General features: G+C 68.4%; 10 protein-coding genes. 3 read left to right on the forward strand and 7 right to left on the reverse strand.

Annotation, left to right across the window (positions count from 1 at the left end; genetic code table 11):
• Window positions 1-212: 212 nt before the first annotated feature.
• The 6 genes from dnaK to G6O68_RS29075 form a co-directional block, all read right to left on the reverse strand.
• Complete coding sequence (gene dnaK / locus G6O68_RS29050; protein WP_165252792.1) at window positions 213-2,138, reverse strand: molecular chaperone DnaK; 1,926 nt, start codon at window positions 2,136-2,138, stop codon at window positions 213-215.
• A gap of 119 nt (window positions 2,139-2,257) precedes the next feature.
• The gene (locus G6O68_RS29055) at window positions 2,258-2,896 is read right to left on the reverse strand and encodes an HdeD family acid-resistance protein (protein ID WP_165252794.1); all 639 of its coding nucleotides are present in this window, start codon (window positions 2,894-2,896) and stop codon (window positions 2,258-2,260) included.
• A 150-nt stretch (window positions 2,897-3,046) separates the two neighbouring features.
• Window positions 3,047-4,054, reverse strand: a complete 1,008-nt coding sequence (locus tag G6O68_RS29060; RefSeq protein WP_165252796.1) for a YfdX family protein — start codon at window positions 4,052-4,054, stop codon at window positions 3,047-3,049.
• A gap of 229 nt (window positions 4,055-4,283) precedes the next feature.
• On the reverse strand, window positions 4,284-4,949 hold the full coding sequence (locus G6O68_RS29065; RefSeq protein WP_165252799.1) for a BON domain-containing protein: 666 nt from the start codon (window positions 4,947-4,949) through the stop codon (window positions 4,284-4,286).
• Window positions 4,950-5,246: 297 nt separating this feature from the next.
• The gene (locus G6O68_RS29070) at window positions 5,247-6,047 is read right to left on the reverse strand and encodes a TrkA C-terminal domain-containing protein (protein WP_165252801.1); all 801 of its coding nucleotides are present in this window, start codon (window positions 6,045-6,047) and stop codon (window positions 5,247-5,249) included.
• Window positions 6,048-6,255: 208 nt separating this feature from the next.
• Window positions 6,256-7,257 (reverse strand): LLM class oxidoreductase, encoded by a 1,002-nt coding sequence (locus tag G6O68_RS29075; RefSeq protein WP_206108246.1) that lies wholly within the window; start codon window positions 7,255-7,257, stop codon window positions 6,256-6,258.
• A gap of 797 nt (window positions 7,258-8,054) precedes the next feature.
• Between G6O68_RS29075 and G6O68_RS29080 the strand changes: the two genes are divergently transcribed.
• From G6O68_RS29080 to G6O68_RS29090, 3 genes are all read left to right on the forward strand, one after another.
• The gene (locus tag G6O68_RS29080) at window positions 8,055-9,245 is read left to right on the forward strand and encodes an alcohol dehydrogenase catalytic domain-containing protein (protein WP_165252803.1); all 1,191 of its coding nucleotides are present in this window, start codon (window positions 8,055-8,057) and stop codon (window positions 9,243-9,245) included.
• 234 nt (window positions 9,246-9,479) lie between these two features.
• Entirely contained in the window at window positions 9,480-9,908 is a 429-nt protein-coding gene (locus G6O68_RS29085) for a GlcG/HbpS family heme-binding protein (protein WP_165252805.1), read from the forward strand.
• Between the two features lie 330 nt (window positions 9,909-10,238).
• On the forward strand, window positions 10,239-10,469 hold the full coding sequence (locus G6O68_RS29090) for a hypothetical protein (RefSeq protein ID WP_165252807.1): 231 nt from the start codon (window positions 10,239-10,241) through the stop codon (window positions 10,467-10,469).
• A 123-nt stretch (window positions 10,470-10,592) separates the two neighbouring features.
• On the opposite strand, the gene G6O68_RS29095 is transcribed toward G6O68_RS29090, so the two are convergent.
• Complete coding sequence (locus tag G6O68_RS29095; RefSeq protein ID WP_165252809.1) at window positions 10,593-16,142, reverse strand: PAS domain S-box protein; 5,550 nt, start codon at window positions 16,140-16,142, stop codon at window positions 10,593-10,595.
• Between the last annotated feature and the right edge of the window lie 9 nt (window positions 16,143-16,151).

A 16,151-nucleotide genomic window follows, 5' to 3' on the forward strand; every position in this document is an offset into this window, starting at 1 on the left:
GAAGGCCCTCTTTGGCGATGGGGTTTCCAGTCGAACGTCGAGGCGTCAGGCGACGGTGCCGGGCATCCGCTGCCGGGCGATGAACATCATTGCGCATCAGGGGATGCCGCAGGGCAAGCGGATGGCGGCGTGACTACCGGGTGCGACCGGGCGGGATCCGTCGATTCGGTCACCTGCCTCCTTCATGCAACTATGCCACGCCAGTACGAGGTCTACTGCTTCTCCTCGAATTCGACGTCGATGACCTCATCCTCCTTGCCCCCGCGCGGACCCCCGTCCGACGAGGCCGAAGGGCCGTTCGCCCCCGCCCGGCTCCCGGCCGCGGCCGCGCCCGCCCCGGCGTAGAGGTGCTCGGACATCGCCTGGCTGGCGTGCTGGAGCTCGTCGAGGGCCCGTTGGATCGCAGCCGGGTCGTCCCCCTCTTTCGCCTGGTTGACCTTGGCGATGGCGCCGCGGACGGCCGCCATGTCGGCTTCCGACAGCCGGCCCTGGTTCTCCCCCAGCAACTTTTCAAGCTGGTAGACGCGCTGCTCAGCGGCGTTGCGGAACTCGGCCAGGTCGCGGCGGCGCTTGTCATCGGCGGAGTGCGCCTGGGCGTCCCGCTGCATCCGCTTGATCTCGTCGTTGCTAAGGCCGCCGGACGACTCGATCTTGATCGTCTGCGCCTTGCCGGTCCCCTTGTCCTTGGCCGTGACGTTGAGGATGCCGTTGGCGTCGACGTTGAACGACACCTCGATCTGGGGCACGCCCGTCGGCGCCGGCGGGATGCCGTCCAGGTTGAACTCGCCGAGCAGGCGGTTGTCGCCGGCCATCGACCGCTCCCCCTGGTAGACCTTGATCGTCACGGCCGACTGGTCGTCCTCCGCCGTGGTGAAGGTCTCCTTCTTCTCGGTGGGGATGGTGGTGTTGCGCTCGACGAGTTTGGTGAAGACGCCGCCCTTGGTCTCCAGGCCCAGCGACAGCGGCGTGACGTCCAGCAAGACGACCCCCTGGACGTCGCCGGCCAGGACCGCCCCCTGGATGGCGGCGCCAATAGCCACGACCTCGTCGGGGTTGACCCCCTTGTGCGGCTCCTTGCCGAAGATGTCCTGGACGATCTGGTGCACCCGCGGCATCCGCGTCGATCCGCCGACGAGCACTACCTCGTCGATGTCCGAGGCCTTCAGGTTGGCGTCCTCAAACGCCTTCATCACCGGCCCGCTCAGCCGCTCGAAGAGGCTGTCGGTCAGCTTCTCGAACTGGGCGCGGGTGATGGTCATCGTCAGGTGCTTCGGGCCCGAGGCGTCGGCCGTGATGAACGGCAGGTTGATGTCGGCCTGGGCCTGGAACGACAGGTCCTTCTTCGCCTTCTCGGCGGCCTCCTTGAGTCGCTGGAGGGCCATCGCGTCCTTGCGGAGGTCGATGGACTGTTCCTTCTTGAACTCGTCGGCGATGTGGTTGATGAGGGCCTCGTCCCAGTCGTCGCCGCCCAGGTGGGTGTCGCCGTTGGTCGAGAGCACCTGGAAGACGCCGTCGCCGACGTCGAGGATCGAGATGTCGAACGTGCCGCCGCCGAGGTCGAAGACCGCGATCTTCTCGTCCTTCTTCTTGTCGAGCCCGTAGGCCAGGGCCGCCGCCGTCGGCTCGTTGATGATCCGGGCGACCTCCAGGCCGGCGATCTGGCCGGCGTCCTTGGTGGCCTGGCGTTGGGAATCGTTGAAGTAGGCCGGCACGGTGATGACAGCCTTGCGGACCTTGTGCCCGAGGTAGCTCTCGGCCGCTTCCTTCAGCTTGCGGAGGATCAGCGCCGAGACCTCCGGCGGCGTGTACTCTTTGCCGTTGACCCGGACCTTGACGAAGTCGTCGGGCCCCCCGATGACCTCGTAGGGGACCATCTTCTCCTCACCCCGGACCTCGCTGTGGCGGCGGCCCATGAAGCGCTTGATCGAATAGACCGTCCCCGTGGGGTTGGTCACCGCCTGCCGCTTGGCCGGCTCGCCGACGAGGGTCTCCCCCCTACCGGTGAAGGCCACGACCGACGGCGTGATGCGGCTCCCCTCCTGGTTGGGGATGACCGTCACCTCCCCGGCCTCCATGACCGCGACCGCACTGTTGGTGGTGCCCAGGTCGACGCCGATGATCTTCTCACCCTCTGCCACGATGAACCTCCTTCCGGGTCCTATGCCCGTCACCCGGGCCTGACGACGAGATCTTCAAGATGATCCTGCCGCGGCACCGAGACGACAGGGCTTAACACAGCCCTCGTGTTCCAGGAGCCTCACGCCTCTCCGTCTCGGGTCACTCGGTGATGCCGATCTCGTTCGGCATTCCTCGCCCCACGACCCACCGCCTCGCCCGAGAGAGGTACGACCCCGAGCGACCCCCGATGCAGCCGGCTCCGCAGGCGGAACCCGAGAACGATCAGCAAGACGCCGGCGGCGACAGCGTAGGTCCCGATCAGCCAAACGACGGCCAGCGCCCCGGCGGCGGGATCGACCAGAAGAATCACGCCGAAGGCGATCGACAGGAGCCCGCTGACGACGAGCAGCCATTCGCCGCGGATTTCCTTGCGAAGCCGGATGGCCGCGATGACCTGGAAGAACCCCGTGACGATCGCCCAGGCCGCGATCACGCACAGCAGCGCGAGCGCCGTGATCCCGGGCCACAAGAAGGTCACGAATCCCGCCGCGATGCCGACGAAGCCCTCCAGCAACATGGCCCACCAGGGCATGCCCTCGGTGCGGCCGGACAGAACGGCGACGAGGGCGAGGACGCCGTCCACCAAGCTGTAGGTGCCAAAGAGGACTACCAGGGCCCCTAGCGTGATCCCCGGCCAGGCGAAGGCCAGGACCCCGAAGAGCACGGCGAACAGCCCCCGCAATGCCAGGGCCCACCAGTTGCGAGCCAGCGTGTCCACGATCATCCTCCTCTCTAGCAACCGGGGTTCGGGCGCCCGGAGAGACCGCCCTCGCCACGATCGCCCGCGGCACGGAGTGGTTTCGGTCCACCGCGACGCCTTCGGCCGCGTCCCCCGGAGACTCGGTTTCGATTCAAGGAATTGATCGCGTCAGTGGAGCCACTCATTGACGCGATCCCACCACCGAGTGATCAGGTTTCCCTGGCTGTGCCGCTCGTCTCGGCTGGCTACGCGGTTCCCCTCCTGGCGGAGTTGGGCTTCCAGCCGCTCGACCTCGTCCAGCATCTGCTGCACCGCCTGGCGTTGCCCCTCGGGCAGCACGTCGCGGTAAGTCTCCAGCCGCCGCTTGGCGGCCAGCAAATTGGCCTGGGCCTGGGCAGCATTGTTCTCCTCGAGCGACCGCCGTGCCAGCCAAAGGGCGTCGCGGGCGGCGATCAGCGGCGAGTCGTCCTTGCTGTAGCGGAGGGAGAGTCCGCGGATCAAGGCCGCCCCGAGGGCTTTCGAGGCATCCTCTGACTTGCCTTGCTCCAGGGCCTTGGCCGCCCTGGACAGCCCCCCATCGATCGCGCCGATGTCGGCGATGACCTCCGTGGAGATTACCTCCGACTCGACCACCTGGAGTCCCGCGACCTCCATCGCGTTCCGCCGGGCGGCCAGGATCGGGGCCAGCGTCTGGGCGTGCATGATCCCCTCGTAGAGGGGGATGCGATCGGGCTGGGCCTCGCGCTCGTCCTGGTAAACCACCTTGCCGTCGGGCGAGGTCGTCTTGATGTGGAACGCCGTCCTGGGCAAGAGGGCGCGGATGGCCCGGATCGCCTCGCGTCCCTTGTTCACCTGGTCGCGGGCCCGCTCGCTGTCGTCGGCGTCGATCGCGTCGACTGCCTCCTTGATGTGCTGGAAGACCTCGGCCACCAGGAGCGAGGCCTGTCGCAGGTGCTCCGCGGTCAGCTTCCCCTCGGTCTTGGTCGACGTCTCGGTGCGGAAGCCGCCCTCCTCGCCGAAGGACCGGACGACGGGCTCGGACCGTTCCTGGGACTTGTCGGCGTCGGCCGACTTCGAAGGATCCTGCTCTCCCCGCACGGCGCCGGTCGTGACCGTCAGGGCGATCAGGCCCGCGGCCAAGGATCGCCAGGTCGTCATCCGATGAACGTAACTCATGCTCAATGCTCCTGGAGTTCTTGCGTGTGGAAATTCTCGTACCTTTGGCAGGCCTCGGATGCTGCAGTCGCCGCGGTGGCGTGGGTCGGGTCCGTGTTCAACGTCGTCGAAACCCCTCCCGAACGCTCGAGGATCCCCAATCGGGGCGCCCCGCGAGGGAAACTGCTCGGCGAGGTGGAAGGCCTGGGGCCGGCCAGGGACGTGTCGCCGGCCGCGCCTCGGCGCACCGTCACGGCGCGACGGTGATGTGGTTCTCGACATTGGTGACGCCCGGGGCCGACCAGGCCTCCCGCTCGGCCTCCTCGCGCTCAGCCCACGAGCGCACGGTGCCGCGCAAGGTCACCTTGCCGCCGGACACCTCGACGGTGATCCGTTGGGCGTCCATCGCGGCGCTGCGCTCCAGCGCCTTCTCGATCTTCGCCTTCAACTCGCTCGGCGAGACGCTCGGCTCGACCGTGATCAGGTTGCTCACCCCCGTCACGCCGGCCAGGTAGCGGACGGCGTTCTCGGCGGCCGTCTTCTGATACTGCCACTCGACTTCGCCCTCGAGCTTGACCCAACCGTTGCTGACGGTGATCTTGATCTTGTCGTGCGGCACGGAGAGGTTGGCCTTCAGGGCTTGGACCGCCGCCGCGGCGACGTCCTCATCGGTGCGCCGACTGCTGCCAGGCAGCTTGACGTCGAGCTCGTTGGCGACGGCCTTGACGCCGTAGACGCGCTTGGCCGCCTGCTCCGCGGCGTACTTCTCGGCGTACGAAGGAACGTGGCCGGAGAGGGTGACGACGCCGCTTTTGACCGAGACGCCGATATGGGCCGCATCCACGCTCGGCTCCCAACCCAGCTCGTCCAGGACCTCGCGCTGCAGATCCCTGTCCGTCATCAAGGCCGTGCTCATGGGTTGCTCCTTTGTCTCCGGGTGCCGGTCCGCTTGGCCCTGCCTCATCAGGGGGGCTGCCGACCGATACGTCCTATTGCAATGGGTAGACCATATCGACATTTACCGGTGGGCGTGTTGATCGCCGCGGTGCAATGCCTCACTTGGAATCGACTTGGGGATTGAGTTGCCGCCGCTGCGACGGCTCGCACGCTCGCCGGGGCCGCCGATTGACCAGGACAGTCTGTCGCCGTGTCCTGGAGGGGGTGACGACTTGTCGCATTCCCTCCCGGGGCGGACCAGGGAGACGTGCTCGGGTCACCGAGGCGATTGGCCTCCGGTCTCAACCCGCAGGAGGGCCTCATCGGAGCGCGACTGCTCCAGGCAGCGCTGCTCGTGGTCGGCCATGGCCTGGCGATGCGCCTGCGAGCCATGCTCACCGCTCCGGCGAGCGTCCAGATCCCGGAGCCGCTCGTCGAGCCCGTAGAGCACGAGCCGGTCGCCCGCCCGGATCGCCGTCTCGCCGCGCGGGACGCCGAGGTACCTTCCATCGGCGCGGTGAATGCCCAGCACCGTGACCCCCTCTTCGAACAGCTTCAGCTCCTCGAGCCGCCTGCCTTCTATCCAGTCTCCGGGCTCGACGAGGATCGTCCGGACGCGATATCCACCGGCCAACTCCAGCAGCTCTACGAAGTCGTAGGCCTCGAGGTCGGTCCAGCGGCTCAAGGCCCAACGCATCGCTTGGAGCATGCGGCGTTCGACCCATTTACTCCTGGCAACCAGCACGAGGGCGGCTAAGCCGGTAAGGAGCCAACCCGCACGCCACAGGCCCTCGGCCCGCGTCGTGACGCCGACGAACGAGAGGATCAGCGTGGAGGCGCCGGAGACCGCCCCCACGTTGCCGACGATCATCATCAGGGTCAGGATTCGCCGCCGCACCGGGTGGTTGACGAGATGCTCCGACTCCGACGTCGTGAAACCGACGCCGAGGTACGCCGAGAGGATCTGAAGGCGTGCCAATTGATGGGAGACGCCCGTCAACATCAGGGCCGCGACGGCCAGTCGCGTGACGAGCAGGGAGAGAGTCACCACGGTGAGAAGTGAGAAGACCGCGTTCATGGCGACGCCAGAGGCCCTCCGATGGTTGGCCGTTCGCCCTAGTGCCCCAGGACGTCATGGTCGCCCGGGATAGGAAGTCGCACGGCCCCGGCTCGGGCACGGTGCGTCCCTCGGGCCGTCGGTGTTCCAGGCCGTCGCAATCGACGGCGGCCCTGGCGCAAATCGAAGCCCCCACCGCGTCGGTCCCATCGATCGTCGCGGCACTCGCTCAGCCCGCGGGCGGTGCGGCCAGGGCGGCGGGCGCTTCCGCCTTGAGACGCGGCAGGATCTCCCGCCCCACCTCTTCGAGGACCTCGGCCGCGTCGCGCCTGGCATACTTGAAATTGAGGACGACGTGGTGCACCCCGGCCGCGCGGAGCCCGTTGAGGAAGCGGACGACGAGGTTGCGGCCGCCGCGGAAGCCGAGGTGGATCGACTCCGGCGGACCGTCCGGATCGACGGTCAGGTCGATATACAGGGACTGGACGAATGGCTTGAACACGCCCGGCGACGCGGCCGAGACGGCGGAACTCCAACTCGCGGCGAGTCGCTCCTGTTGATCAAGGGGGCGAGGGTAGGTGATCCAGCCATCTGCATGCTCGGCGATCCACTCCAGGCTCTGGCGGCTGGAGCCGGTGACGAGGATCGGCAGCCGACCGGTCGGTTTGGGCACGAGGTCGGCCGTCCCGGACAGCACCCCGTAGGCCGACCGGACCGTCGGGAACTCCTCGGAGAGCACCACGCGGAGCACGCGGAAGTTGTCCCGGAAGAGCGCATCACGCCGCTCGTAGTCGACGCCGAACGCCGGGAACTCGACCGGCCGGTCGCCGGAGGCGACGCCGAGCACTAGTCGGCCGCCGGTAAGTCGGTCGACCGAGGCCGCGGCCTTGGCGGTGTGCAGCGGGTGGCGCAAGGGGAGGACGATCGAGCCGGTCGCCAGCGCGATCGTGCTCGTCCGAGCAGCGATCCAACCGAGGTAGACCCAGGGGTCGTAGACCTGGCCGACGTCGCCGAAGCTCGGGTCGCGCAGCGGCACGTCGCGCACCCAGAGGGCGGCGAAGCCCAGTTCCTCGGCCCGCACCGCCAGCCGCTCCTGGTGGCGCATCGTCGGCCGGTCGCCCTGGAACGACTCGATCGGGAAGAAGACGCCCAGCGTCAGCCGGCCTGGCGCGAACATCCTCCGGAAGCTCGTCGATTCGTCCTCGCCGGCCGCGGAATTCCCGTTCGCCATGCGACCTCCTCTGCGTCCGAAACCTCGGGGGAATTCGATCGACGCACGCCTTCCCGATTTCGGGACCCCTTGACTCGTGGCCGACGAATAGGCCTGCCATCGCAACGTTGGCGCCGGGTCGACTCCGCCTGAGAGGAGTTCGAGTCGATCGACTTCATCACGTTTCTGCGCAAGATGTTGGGGATTCGACGCCGAGAGGCTGCGGGGGTCGTTGTCACTGGCATTTCCCATTCCCGGCCGCTTCCATGTGACATTTTGTCGGGATCGAACCGGATGACTGACATTTCGTCACAACGGGCGAGAGTAGCCGCCATGGGCCAATGGCGCAAGGAGCGGTTTCGACTTGCGGCGGGACTGCTTCGATCGTCGTAAATTCTGGTCGTGGCTTGGAACAGTTGCTTATTGTGCGGGGGGATCGGCAAAGCAATGCCAAACGCTTACCCATCGTGATCCTCGATCCATCGCCCCCGCCGACGTAGTGCCCCTGGATCACGTACGATTTCGCGCGCTTCCGCTGCCAGACGCTCGATCGCACCATTTCAGCCGACGCGGCGACGCAGACCTCTCGGTCCAGCCGCACGGCGAGCGCGGACACATTGTCCGAACCGGACGGCGGAGATCAGCCACCGAGGTCGAGTGGCGGCAATCGTCGTCGAAGCCCGCGAGGTGCACGTCTAGTCGTCACCACGGCTTGTGATCACCGGTCTAACCGGCCCTGGGCATCGGCACGGACGTTGCTTTCGGCGTTCGCCCAAAGGCTCTCCATTCGGTCGTTCGACATTCGAGGAGGATCAGGCATGCCAGGCAACCGCGCGGTGGCGTACGTGGGGCCCAAGAAGGTCGAGATTCAGAATCTCGACTTCCCGAAACTCGTCGACCCGCGTGGCAAGCCCTGCGAACACGGTGTCATCCTCAAGCTTGTAACCACGAACATCTGCGGGAGCGACCAGCACATCTACCGGGGCCGCTTCCCGGCCCCCGAGGGGATGATCCTGGGGCACGAGAATACCGGCGAGGTCGTCGAAGTGGGCCGGGACGTGGAGTTCATCAAGGTAGGCGACCTGGTCTCCGTCCCGTTCAACGTCGCCTGCGGGAGATGTCGCAACTGCCGCGAGCAGCACACGGAGGTCTGCGAGACCACCAATCCCGAGATGGCGTGCGGGGCCTATGGCTTCAACCTCGGCGGCTGGCAGGGCGGGCAGGCCGACTACATGATGGTCCCCTACGCCGACTTCCAACTGCTGAAGTTCCCTGACAGGGACCACGCGATGGCGAAGATCCGGGACCTCACCCTCCTCTCGGACATCCTGCCGACCGCCTACCACGGGTGCGTCGTGGCCAAGGTCACGACCGGGTCATCGGTGTACATCGCTGGGGCGGGGCCGGTGGGCCGCTGCGCAGCGGCCAGCGCCCGCCTGCTGGGGGCGTCCTGCATCATCGTCGGCGACTCGAACAAGGAACGGCTGGCGCTGGTGAAGAAGGCCGGGTACGAGGTCGTGGACATCTCCGATAAGGTCCCGCTGCCCGACCAGATCGAGGCCATCTTTGGCAAGCGGGCGGTGGATTGCGGCGTGGACTGCGTGGGGTTCGAGGCGCACGGCTACGGCCCGTCCGCCGGGGAGGATCCGGCGGCGGTGATCAACGGCCTGCTCGAAGTGGTCCGCGCGCCCGCCGGGCTCGGGCTACCCGGCGTCTACACGGCGGGCGACCCCCAGGCCGAGACGGAGGATCACAAGCGAGGTCGATACGGCCTCGACTGGGGCAAGCATTGGGCCAAGTCGCCGTCGCTGACGACGGGCCAGTGTCCGGTCATGAAGTACAACCGGGGGCTGATGCAGGCCATCCTCTGGGGCCGGATGGACTACCTGGGCGAGGTCGTCAACACCGAGATCATCCCCCTTGAGAAAGCGGTCGAGGCGTATCACATCTTCGACGAGGGCTCGCCGAAGAAGTTCGTCATCGACCCGCACGGGAGCGTCCGCAAGTAGGACCTGTAAGCCGCTCGCTCGTCGGGAGGGGTTGAGAGAGGTTCAAAAAGAAGCGAGCTGGAGGCGTAAGGGCCGTACTGGTCCCGTGACGTCCCGGCCGTTCGCACGAGGATGTCTGGGGAGGAGTCGAGGGCGGCCAGAGCCGCTCTCGGGCGTATCGACGATGCGTCGTCGGCCGTCGCAACGCGATGCCCAGGGGTTGGGCGTCGGTGATTCGTTGAAGGAGGAGCGAGGATGTCCCAGAAAGTAACTGTCGCCGCCGCCCAGAAAGTGATCGAGGCTTCTCGCAGGCACGCCGAGAAGATCGCCGTGCCGTCGTGCATCGCGGTGGTCGATGCCGGCGCGAACCTCGTCGCCTTCATCCGCATGGACGGGGCCTGGCTCGGCAGCATCGACATCGCCCAGGACAAGGCATTCACCGCCCGGGCCTTCGACATGCCGACGAAGGAACTGGCGAGATCGAGCCAGCCGGGCCAGCCCTTGTTCGGGATCAACGCGAGCAACGAGGGCCGGGTGGTGATCTTCGCCGGGGGCATCCCACTGATAGCCGACGGTCGGGTGGTCGGTGCGGTGGGCTGCAGCGGGGGAACCCCCGACCAGGATCACGAGGTCGCCGAGGCCGGCGTCATGGCGTTCGTCCCCGGGGGAGAGGCCGGGCGCTGACCTTCCTTTCCCTGGCCCGGGGTCGCCATCACGGGGCGGACCCCGTACCTTCGAGGCCCACGACAGCCGGGTCGCGTCTCGGAGCGATCGAGCACCCTGCGGGGAATCAGCGGTAGGAATGCCAGACACGTGTCCGTTCCCCTCGCTGATCCGATTACGACCCGGCTGACAGGGGCGACCCCGGCGACGATCACAGGGGGGATTACTGGACCATTTCGCCTACGACCCGAGCACGAACTGGTCCTGGCGGTGGTCCCAGGGGCGCGGGTCACCGGGACCGCCGAGGAGGACTTCACCGAGGCCAAGGGCCGCCTCCACGAGCGGTCGCCCGTGCGCCTGGTCGGCGACGAACACCCGGTCGACGAGCCGGTCGTCGGTGAGATGTTTGGACGACGCCCCCGTATGTACCGGATGTTCCGCGACATGCAGGACGACCGCTTCGACGGCGTCCTGAAGCCCTCACGGGCAGGGGGCATGACCGACGGATTGCCGCCGTCTCGACCCGCGGCGGCGGTCGGTCATGAAGCCGGGAGGGCAGGCGCCCGCGGCCATCCGAAATGAGGGGGTCGTCCCGGACATGAGGCGAACCAGGTCACAGCCTGTCCGGCCTTCGAGACGACCGTCCGAGGGGATGGAGGCCGCACGACCCATTTGACGAAGGCCGGGTCGCGGCCCCGACCCCTGTCAGGGCTCGGCCCTCCAGCCGGGGCCTTCCGCGATCTGCGCGTGGAATTGCAGGCCCTCGTACGAGATGTCGGCGACCTCCAGGATGAGCCCCCGGAGGATCGGTCCGAGCCGTGCCACGAGGGGCCTCGCCTCGTCGAGCCGTCCGCGGGCCGCATGATCTTCGAGGTCCGACGCCACCTCGCCGGCGGCCGTGGAGAACACCGACAACAGCCCGCAGAGCTTGTGAGCGGCCTCGCGGAGCCGGGGTGCATCGCGGGCCCGCGAGGCATCGGTCACCTCGGCCAGCCGGGCCGGCGCGTAGGCCTGGAAGTCCTGGCGTAACGCACGCAGCCCGGCTTCGTTGCCGCACGCAGCCAGCAAGGTGGCCGGGTCGAGGAGACTCGCGCGGTCCCCGGTCTCCAGTCGGGAAGCGTCGCCGCCGACTGCGAGCCGGCCGATGGTCGCGCACAGTTCCGCGGCCCGGACCGGCTTCGCGAGGTAGTCGTCCATGCCGGCCGCGAGGCACCTCTCGCGGTCTTCCTTCCCCGCGCGCGCCGTCAACGCGATGATCGGCAAATGCCCCCCGGTCGCCTGCTCGCTCCGTCGGATCTCCTGCACGACCTGGAAGCCGTCGAGCTCCGGCATGTGGAGGTCCAGGAGTAGGAGGTCGGAGGCCTCTCCGACCGCCAGTTCCAGCGCCTCCCGGCCATCGGCTGCAACCCGCACGGCGTGACCCCACCTGGTCAGCAGCCGCTCCAGGTGTCGTGAGTTGAACTCGCTGTCCTCGGCCACCAGGATGCGCAGAGGGGCCGCGACGGGGGTCGGTATCGCCGCCCCGTGCAGCACGTCCGACGGCTGGGCGACGACTCGATCAAGGGGACCCGGCCGCCGCGCGAACTGCGCCGTGAAGGAGAAGGTGCTGCCCCGCCCCGGCTCGCTCTCCACGCCGATCGTTCCGCCCATAGAGCCGACCAGCCGCGCGGCGATGGTCAGGCCCAACCCGGTGCCGCCGTACCTCCGCGTGGTGCTGCTATCCACCTGCTCGAAGGCCCGGAAGATCCGCTCCCGCCCGTCGGGCGGGATGCCGATGCCGGTGTCCATCACCCGAAAGAGGAGGGCGGCCTTCCACTCGGGCGCGGGGCCGTCGGCGCCTTCCACCCGCACGGACACTCGTCCTTGATCGGTGAACTTGATCGCGTTCCCGATCAGGTTGAGCAGCACCTGCCGCAGCCGGCCCGCGTCGCCGACCAGGGGGTCGGGCACGTCCGACGACACGTCGCAGGCCAGCTCCAGCCCCTTGGGACGGGCCCTCACGACCAGTGTCCGCACGATGTCGCTCAGCGCTCCGCGGAGCGAAAAGTCGGACTGGTTCAGCTCCAGCTTGCCGGACTCGATCCTCGAATAGTCGAGCAGGTCGTCGATGAGGCCGAGGAGGCTGTCAGTGGCGGACTTGACGGTCTCCAGGCATTCCCGCTGGTCGTCGGCCAGGGGGGTGTCGAGCACGAGCTCGGTCATGCCGAGGATGGCGCCGAAGGGTGTGCGGATCTCGTGGCTGACGTTCGCCAGGAATTCGTCCTTGGCCCGGTTCGCCGCCTCGGCAGCCGCCTTGGCCTGCCGCAGTTCCTCCACGGCCTGCGCCCGCTCGATCCAGTCCGCGGCCTGGCGGGCGAGCAGGTCGAGGACGTGGAGGTCCCGGTCCGACGGGACGCGCGGCGTACGGTAGTGCGTGGACAGCATCCCGACGAGCTGCCCGGACCGGCCGACGAGGGGGGTGGATTGGACGGCCCGCACGCCGGCGCCGAGCAACACGTCCAGGGCCAGCGTCCCCTCGAACGCCAGGCTCGCGGTGACGTCGCCGAGGACGACCCGCTCGCGACTGCGCATGGCGGAGCCGCAGGCCGCCTGCCCATCGTGAACGACATTGAAAAACTCGAGGAACGGCGCCTCAAAGCCGCGGCTGGCCACGATCCGGAGCGTCGAGCAGCCCCTGTCGAGTAACTGGATGTTGCCCATGTCGGCGGCGGTGACGGCGATGGCGGCGTCCACGATCTCCAGCAGGAGCGAGGTCGTGTCGCCATCCTGCGACAGCCGGGTGCTCACCTCCTGGAGTCGTTCCATGCCGATCAGCTCGGCGGCCAGCCGCGCCTCGCTCTCGCGCAGCGACTCTTCAGCTATCTTACGTCCGGTGATGTCCCTCGCGATCCCGATGAGCCCGTGCGGCCGTCCCGCGGTGTCCGTGACGCGGCGGACGTGAGCGTCGATCCATAACGGGGAGCCGTCCTTGCGGTGGTCCAGATACTCCCCGACCCACTCTGCGCCCGCGGCGCGGGAGTGGATCAGATCGGCGATCCACGCCCGCCCCGGCTCTGGGAAACGGTCGCCGTAGGGGCGTCCCATCATCTCCGCCGCGGTCCACCCGAAGAGGCGGGTAGCCCCCTCATTCCAGAACGTGATGGTCCCCTCGAGGTCGGTGGCGATGACCGAGTCGCTGACGTTGGACAGCACCATGGCGTCCCGGTGCAGCGCCTCCTGGGCCTGCGTCCGCTCGGTGACGTCCTGCAGCAGCGCCACGAAGTAATCAACCGAACCGTCCTCGCGCCTCAGGCACTTCAAGGAGATGGTGGTGTCGATGGTTCGGCCGTCCTTGCGGATCCACCGCTTGTCCATCGTGTAGCCGTCGATCTCCCCGCCCATGACCCGGTCGAAGTGGGCGACGTCGGCGTCCAGATCGTCCGGGTGGGTCATCTCGGACCAGGTCTTCCGCAAGAGCTCCTGACGCGTGTACCCGAGAATCCGACAGATCTCGTCGTTGACCTCCAGACATCCCATGGTCGGGGAGGTGATCGCCATGCCGATCAGCCCGAGTTCGAAGTATCGCCGGAAGCGCTCCTCGCTCTGGCGTAAGGCCTGCTCGGCGAGCCGGCGCTCGGTGATGTCGCGGAGATGGACGGCGACCCCCCCCTCGGGCATCGGGAAGGCCCTGTTCTCGAACCACCGCCCTCTGCCGTCGTCTTGCCCCTCGAACTCGCTCATCACCCGCTCGGCTGCCGCCCGGCGCAACTGCCGCTCCACCTCGTGGCCCTCCCCGGACGGGACCTCGTCCCAGACGCACTTGCCGAGCAAGTCCGAGCGCGTCCGGCCGAGCAGGGCCTCGGCCGGGGTGTTGATGAAGGTGTAGCGCCACACCCGGTCGAGCGTGATCAGACCGTCCGGGATGCTCTCCATGAGGTGGGTGACCCGCTCCCCGGCTTCGCGGCGGACGCGGGCCATCTCCAGGTTGGCGCCGACGCGTGCCAGCAGCTCGCGGGCGCTGAACGGCTTGACCAGGTAGTCGTCCGCACCGGCCTCCAGGCCCTCCACGCGCGACTCCTCGCCGGCGCGGGCCGACAGGAGGACCACCGGGATCGCTCGAGTCGCGGGATCGGCTCGCATCGCGTTCAGGAGGCCGAAGCCGTCGAGGCGCGGCATCATCACGTCGGACAGCACCAGGTCCGGCGGGCGGGCGCGGGCGGCCTCCAGCGCCGCCTCGCCGTCCAGTACGGCTTCCACCTCGTAACGCTCGCCCAGCAGCCGGCGGACGTACTGCCGCATGTCCGCGTTGTCGTCGGCCAAGAGGATGCGCGGCCGCTTCGCGACGACTTCGTCCGGTGCCCCTGCGCCGGCCGGTCGCGAGGCGGAGGCCCCCGGCGGGAACGCCTCGCGGGCGTTCCCGACCGTGCCCGGGAACGCTCGGGACGTCTCTTCGTCGGGCAGCCAGCGGAGCGCCTCCTCGACGAAGGCGCCCGCCCCGACCGCCTTCGCACTGAGCGCGCGGGGCACGCCGACCCGATCGGCCGGCAGGTGGGCCGCCCCTAACGGGATCGTGACGGAGAAGATGCTGCCTCCTCCGACGGTGCTCTCCACCCGCACCGAGCCGCCGTGCAGTCTCACGAGCTCCTGCACCAAGGCGAGGCCGATGCCCGTCCCCTCGTGCGTCCGGCCGCCCGCCCCCTCGACCCGGTGGAATCGCTCGAAGATGCGGGGCAGTTCCTCGGCCGGGATGCCGGTCCCGGTGTCGCGGACGGTCAGCTCCGCCGCGACGCCGGCGGCTCGGAGGCCGACGGCGATCGCCCCCTCGAGGGTGAACTTGAAGGCGTTGGAGACGAGGTTCAGGACGACCTGCTCCCACATGTCGCGGTCCACGTAAACTGGCTCGGGCAGCGGCGGGCAGTCCACGACCAGACTCAGCCCGGCCTTCTCGCATGCCGAGCGGAAGTTGCTGGCCAGTTCCGCGGTCAGCGTCGCCAGGTCGATCGGCTCGTAGGACGCCTGGACTCGGCCCGCCTCGATCCGCGAGAAGTCCAGCAGGGTGTTGACCAGCTTCAGCAGCCTCAGGCTGCTGCGGTGGGCGGTCTGCAGCCGCTCCCGCTGCACGGCGGGCAGGGGGGCGGCCGTGTCCGCCAGTGCGTCCTCGACCGGGCCGAGTATCAGGGTCAGCGGGGTTCGGAACTCGTGCGACACGTTTGAGAAGAACGCCGTCTTCGCCCGGTCGAGCTCCGCCAGGGCCTCGGCCCGCATCTTCTCCTCCTCGTAGGCGCGGGCGTTGGCGATCGCGGTGCCGATCTGGCCCGCGACCAGCTCCAGGAACGCGCCGTACTGCTCATCCAACCTCAGCCGGGCGCTCACGCCGGCCACGAGCAGACCGGCCGGCTGGTGTGCCTTGGTCGATGGGATCGGTAGCACGACGGCCGAGGTCGGCCGGTCCGACCAGGGCCCCTGCGGGACGGTCCCGAAGCGGTCCGAGATGTCGGAGACGACCCGCGAGGCCTCGGACCCGAGCACCTCGGCGAGCGGCCAGCCGTGGCCCCCGTCGTCGATGCCGAGGATTCGCGGACGGATCGCCTCGCACTCGTCCACTCCGCTCGAGGCCGCCAGGGAGATGCACCGGCCGTCGGCATCGGCCAGATAGATCAGGCTGAACGGGATGTCCTTGTCGTGGGATTCCAGCGTCTTCGCCGCGACAACGCATGCCTCCTCGGCGGTTTTCGCCTCGGCGGCATGGGCCCCGAGGTCGCGGAGGACGGCCACCCGGCGCTCGCCGACCACCTTCCCGGTGATCTCGTGCACGGTGCCGAACACCCCCCCGATGCCGCTGGGCACGCCGTCATCGGGTACGGGGCTGTAGGCGATCGTGAAATGGGTCTCCTCCGGCGTGCCGTAGCGATTGATCTCCAGGTGGATGTCCTCCTGCCACGTCGCCGGGCCGCCGTGGAAGGGCGAGTCGATGAGCGGGCCGATGACGCGCCAGATCTCGGACCAGCATTCCGCGGCTGGCTGCCCCATCGAGCCCGGGTGCTTGCCGCCGAGGATCGACCGCGAGGCGTCGTTGTAGAACTGGACGTAGCGTGGCCCCCACCAGAGGAAGAGCTGGAAGCGGTTGACCAGGAGGAGTCGCACCATGGTGCGGAGGGCGAGCGACCAGCCCGCGACGGGGCCGATCGGCGTCGCCGACCAGTCGATGGAACGCATCAGCGCGGCCATTTCGCCGTCGCCAGCCAGGCAATCAGCATGCAGGTCGCGACGTCCCATCGGTATGTC

It is taken from the genome of Paludisphaera soli (assembly GCF_011064595.1).
Classification (GTDB): Bacteria; Planctomycetota; Planctomycetia; order Isosphaerales; family Isosphaeraceae; genus Paludisphaera; species Paludisphaera soli.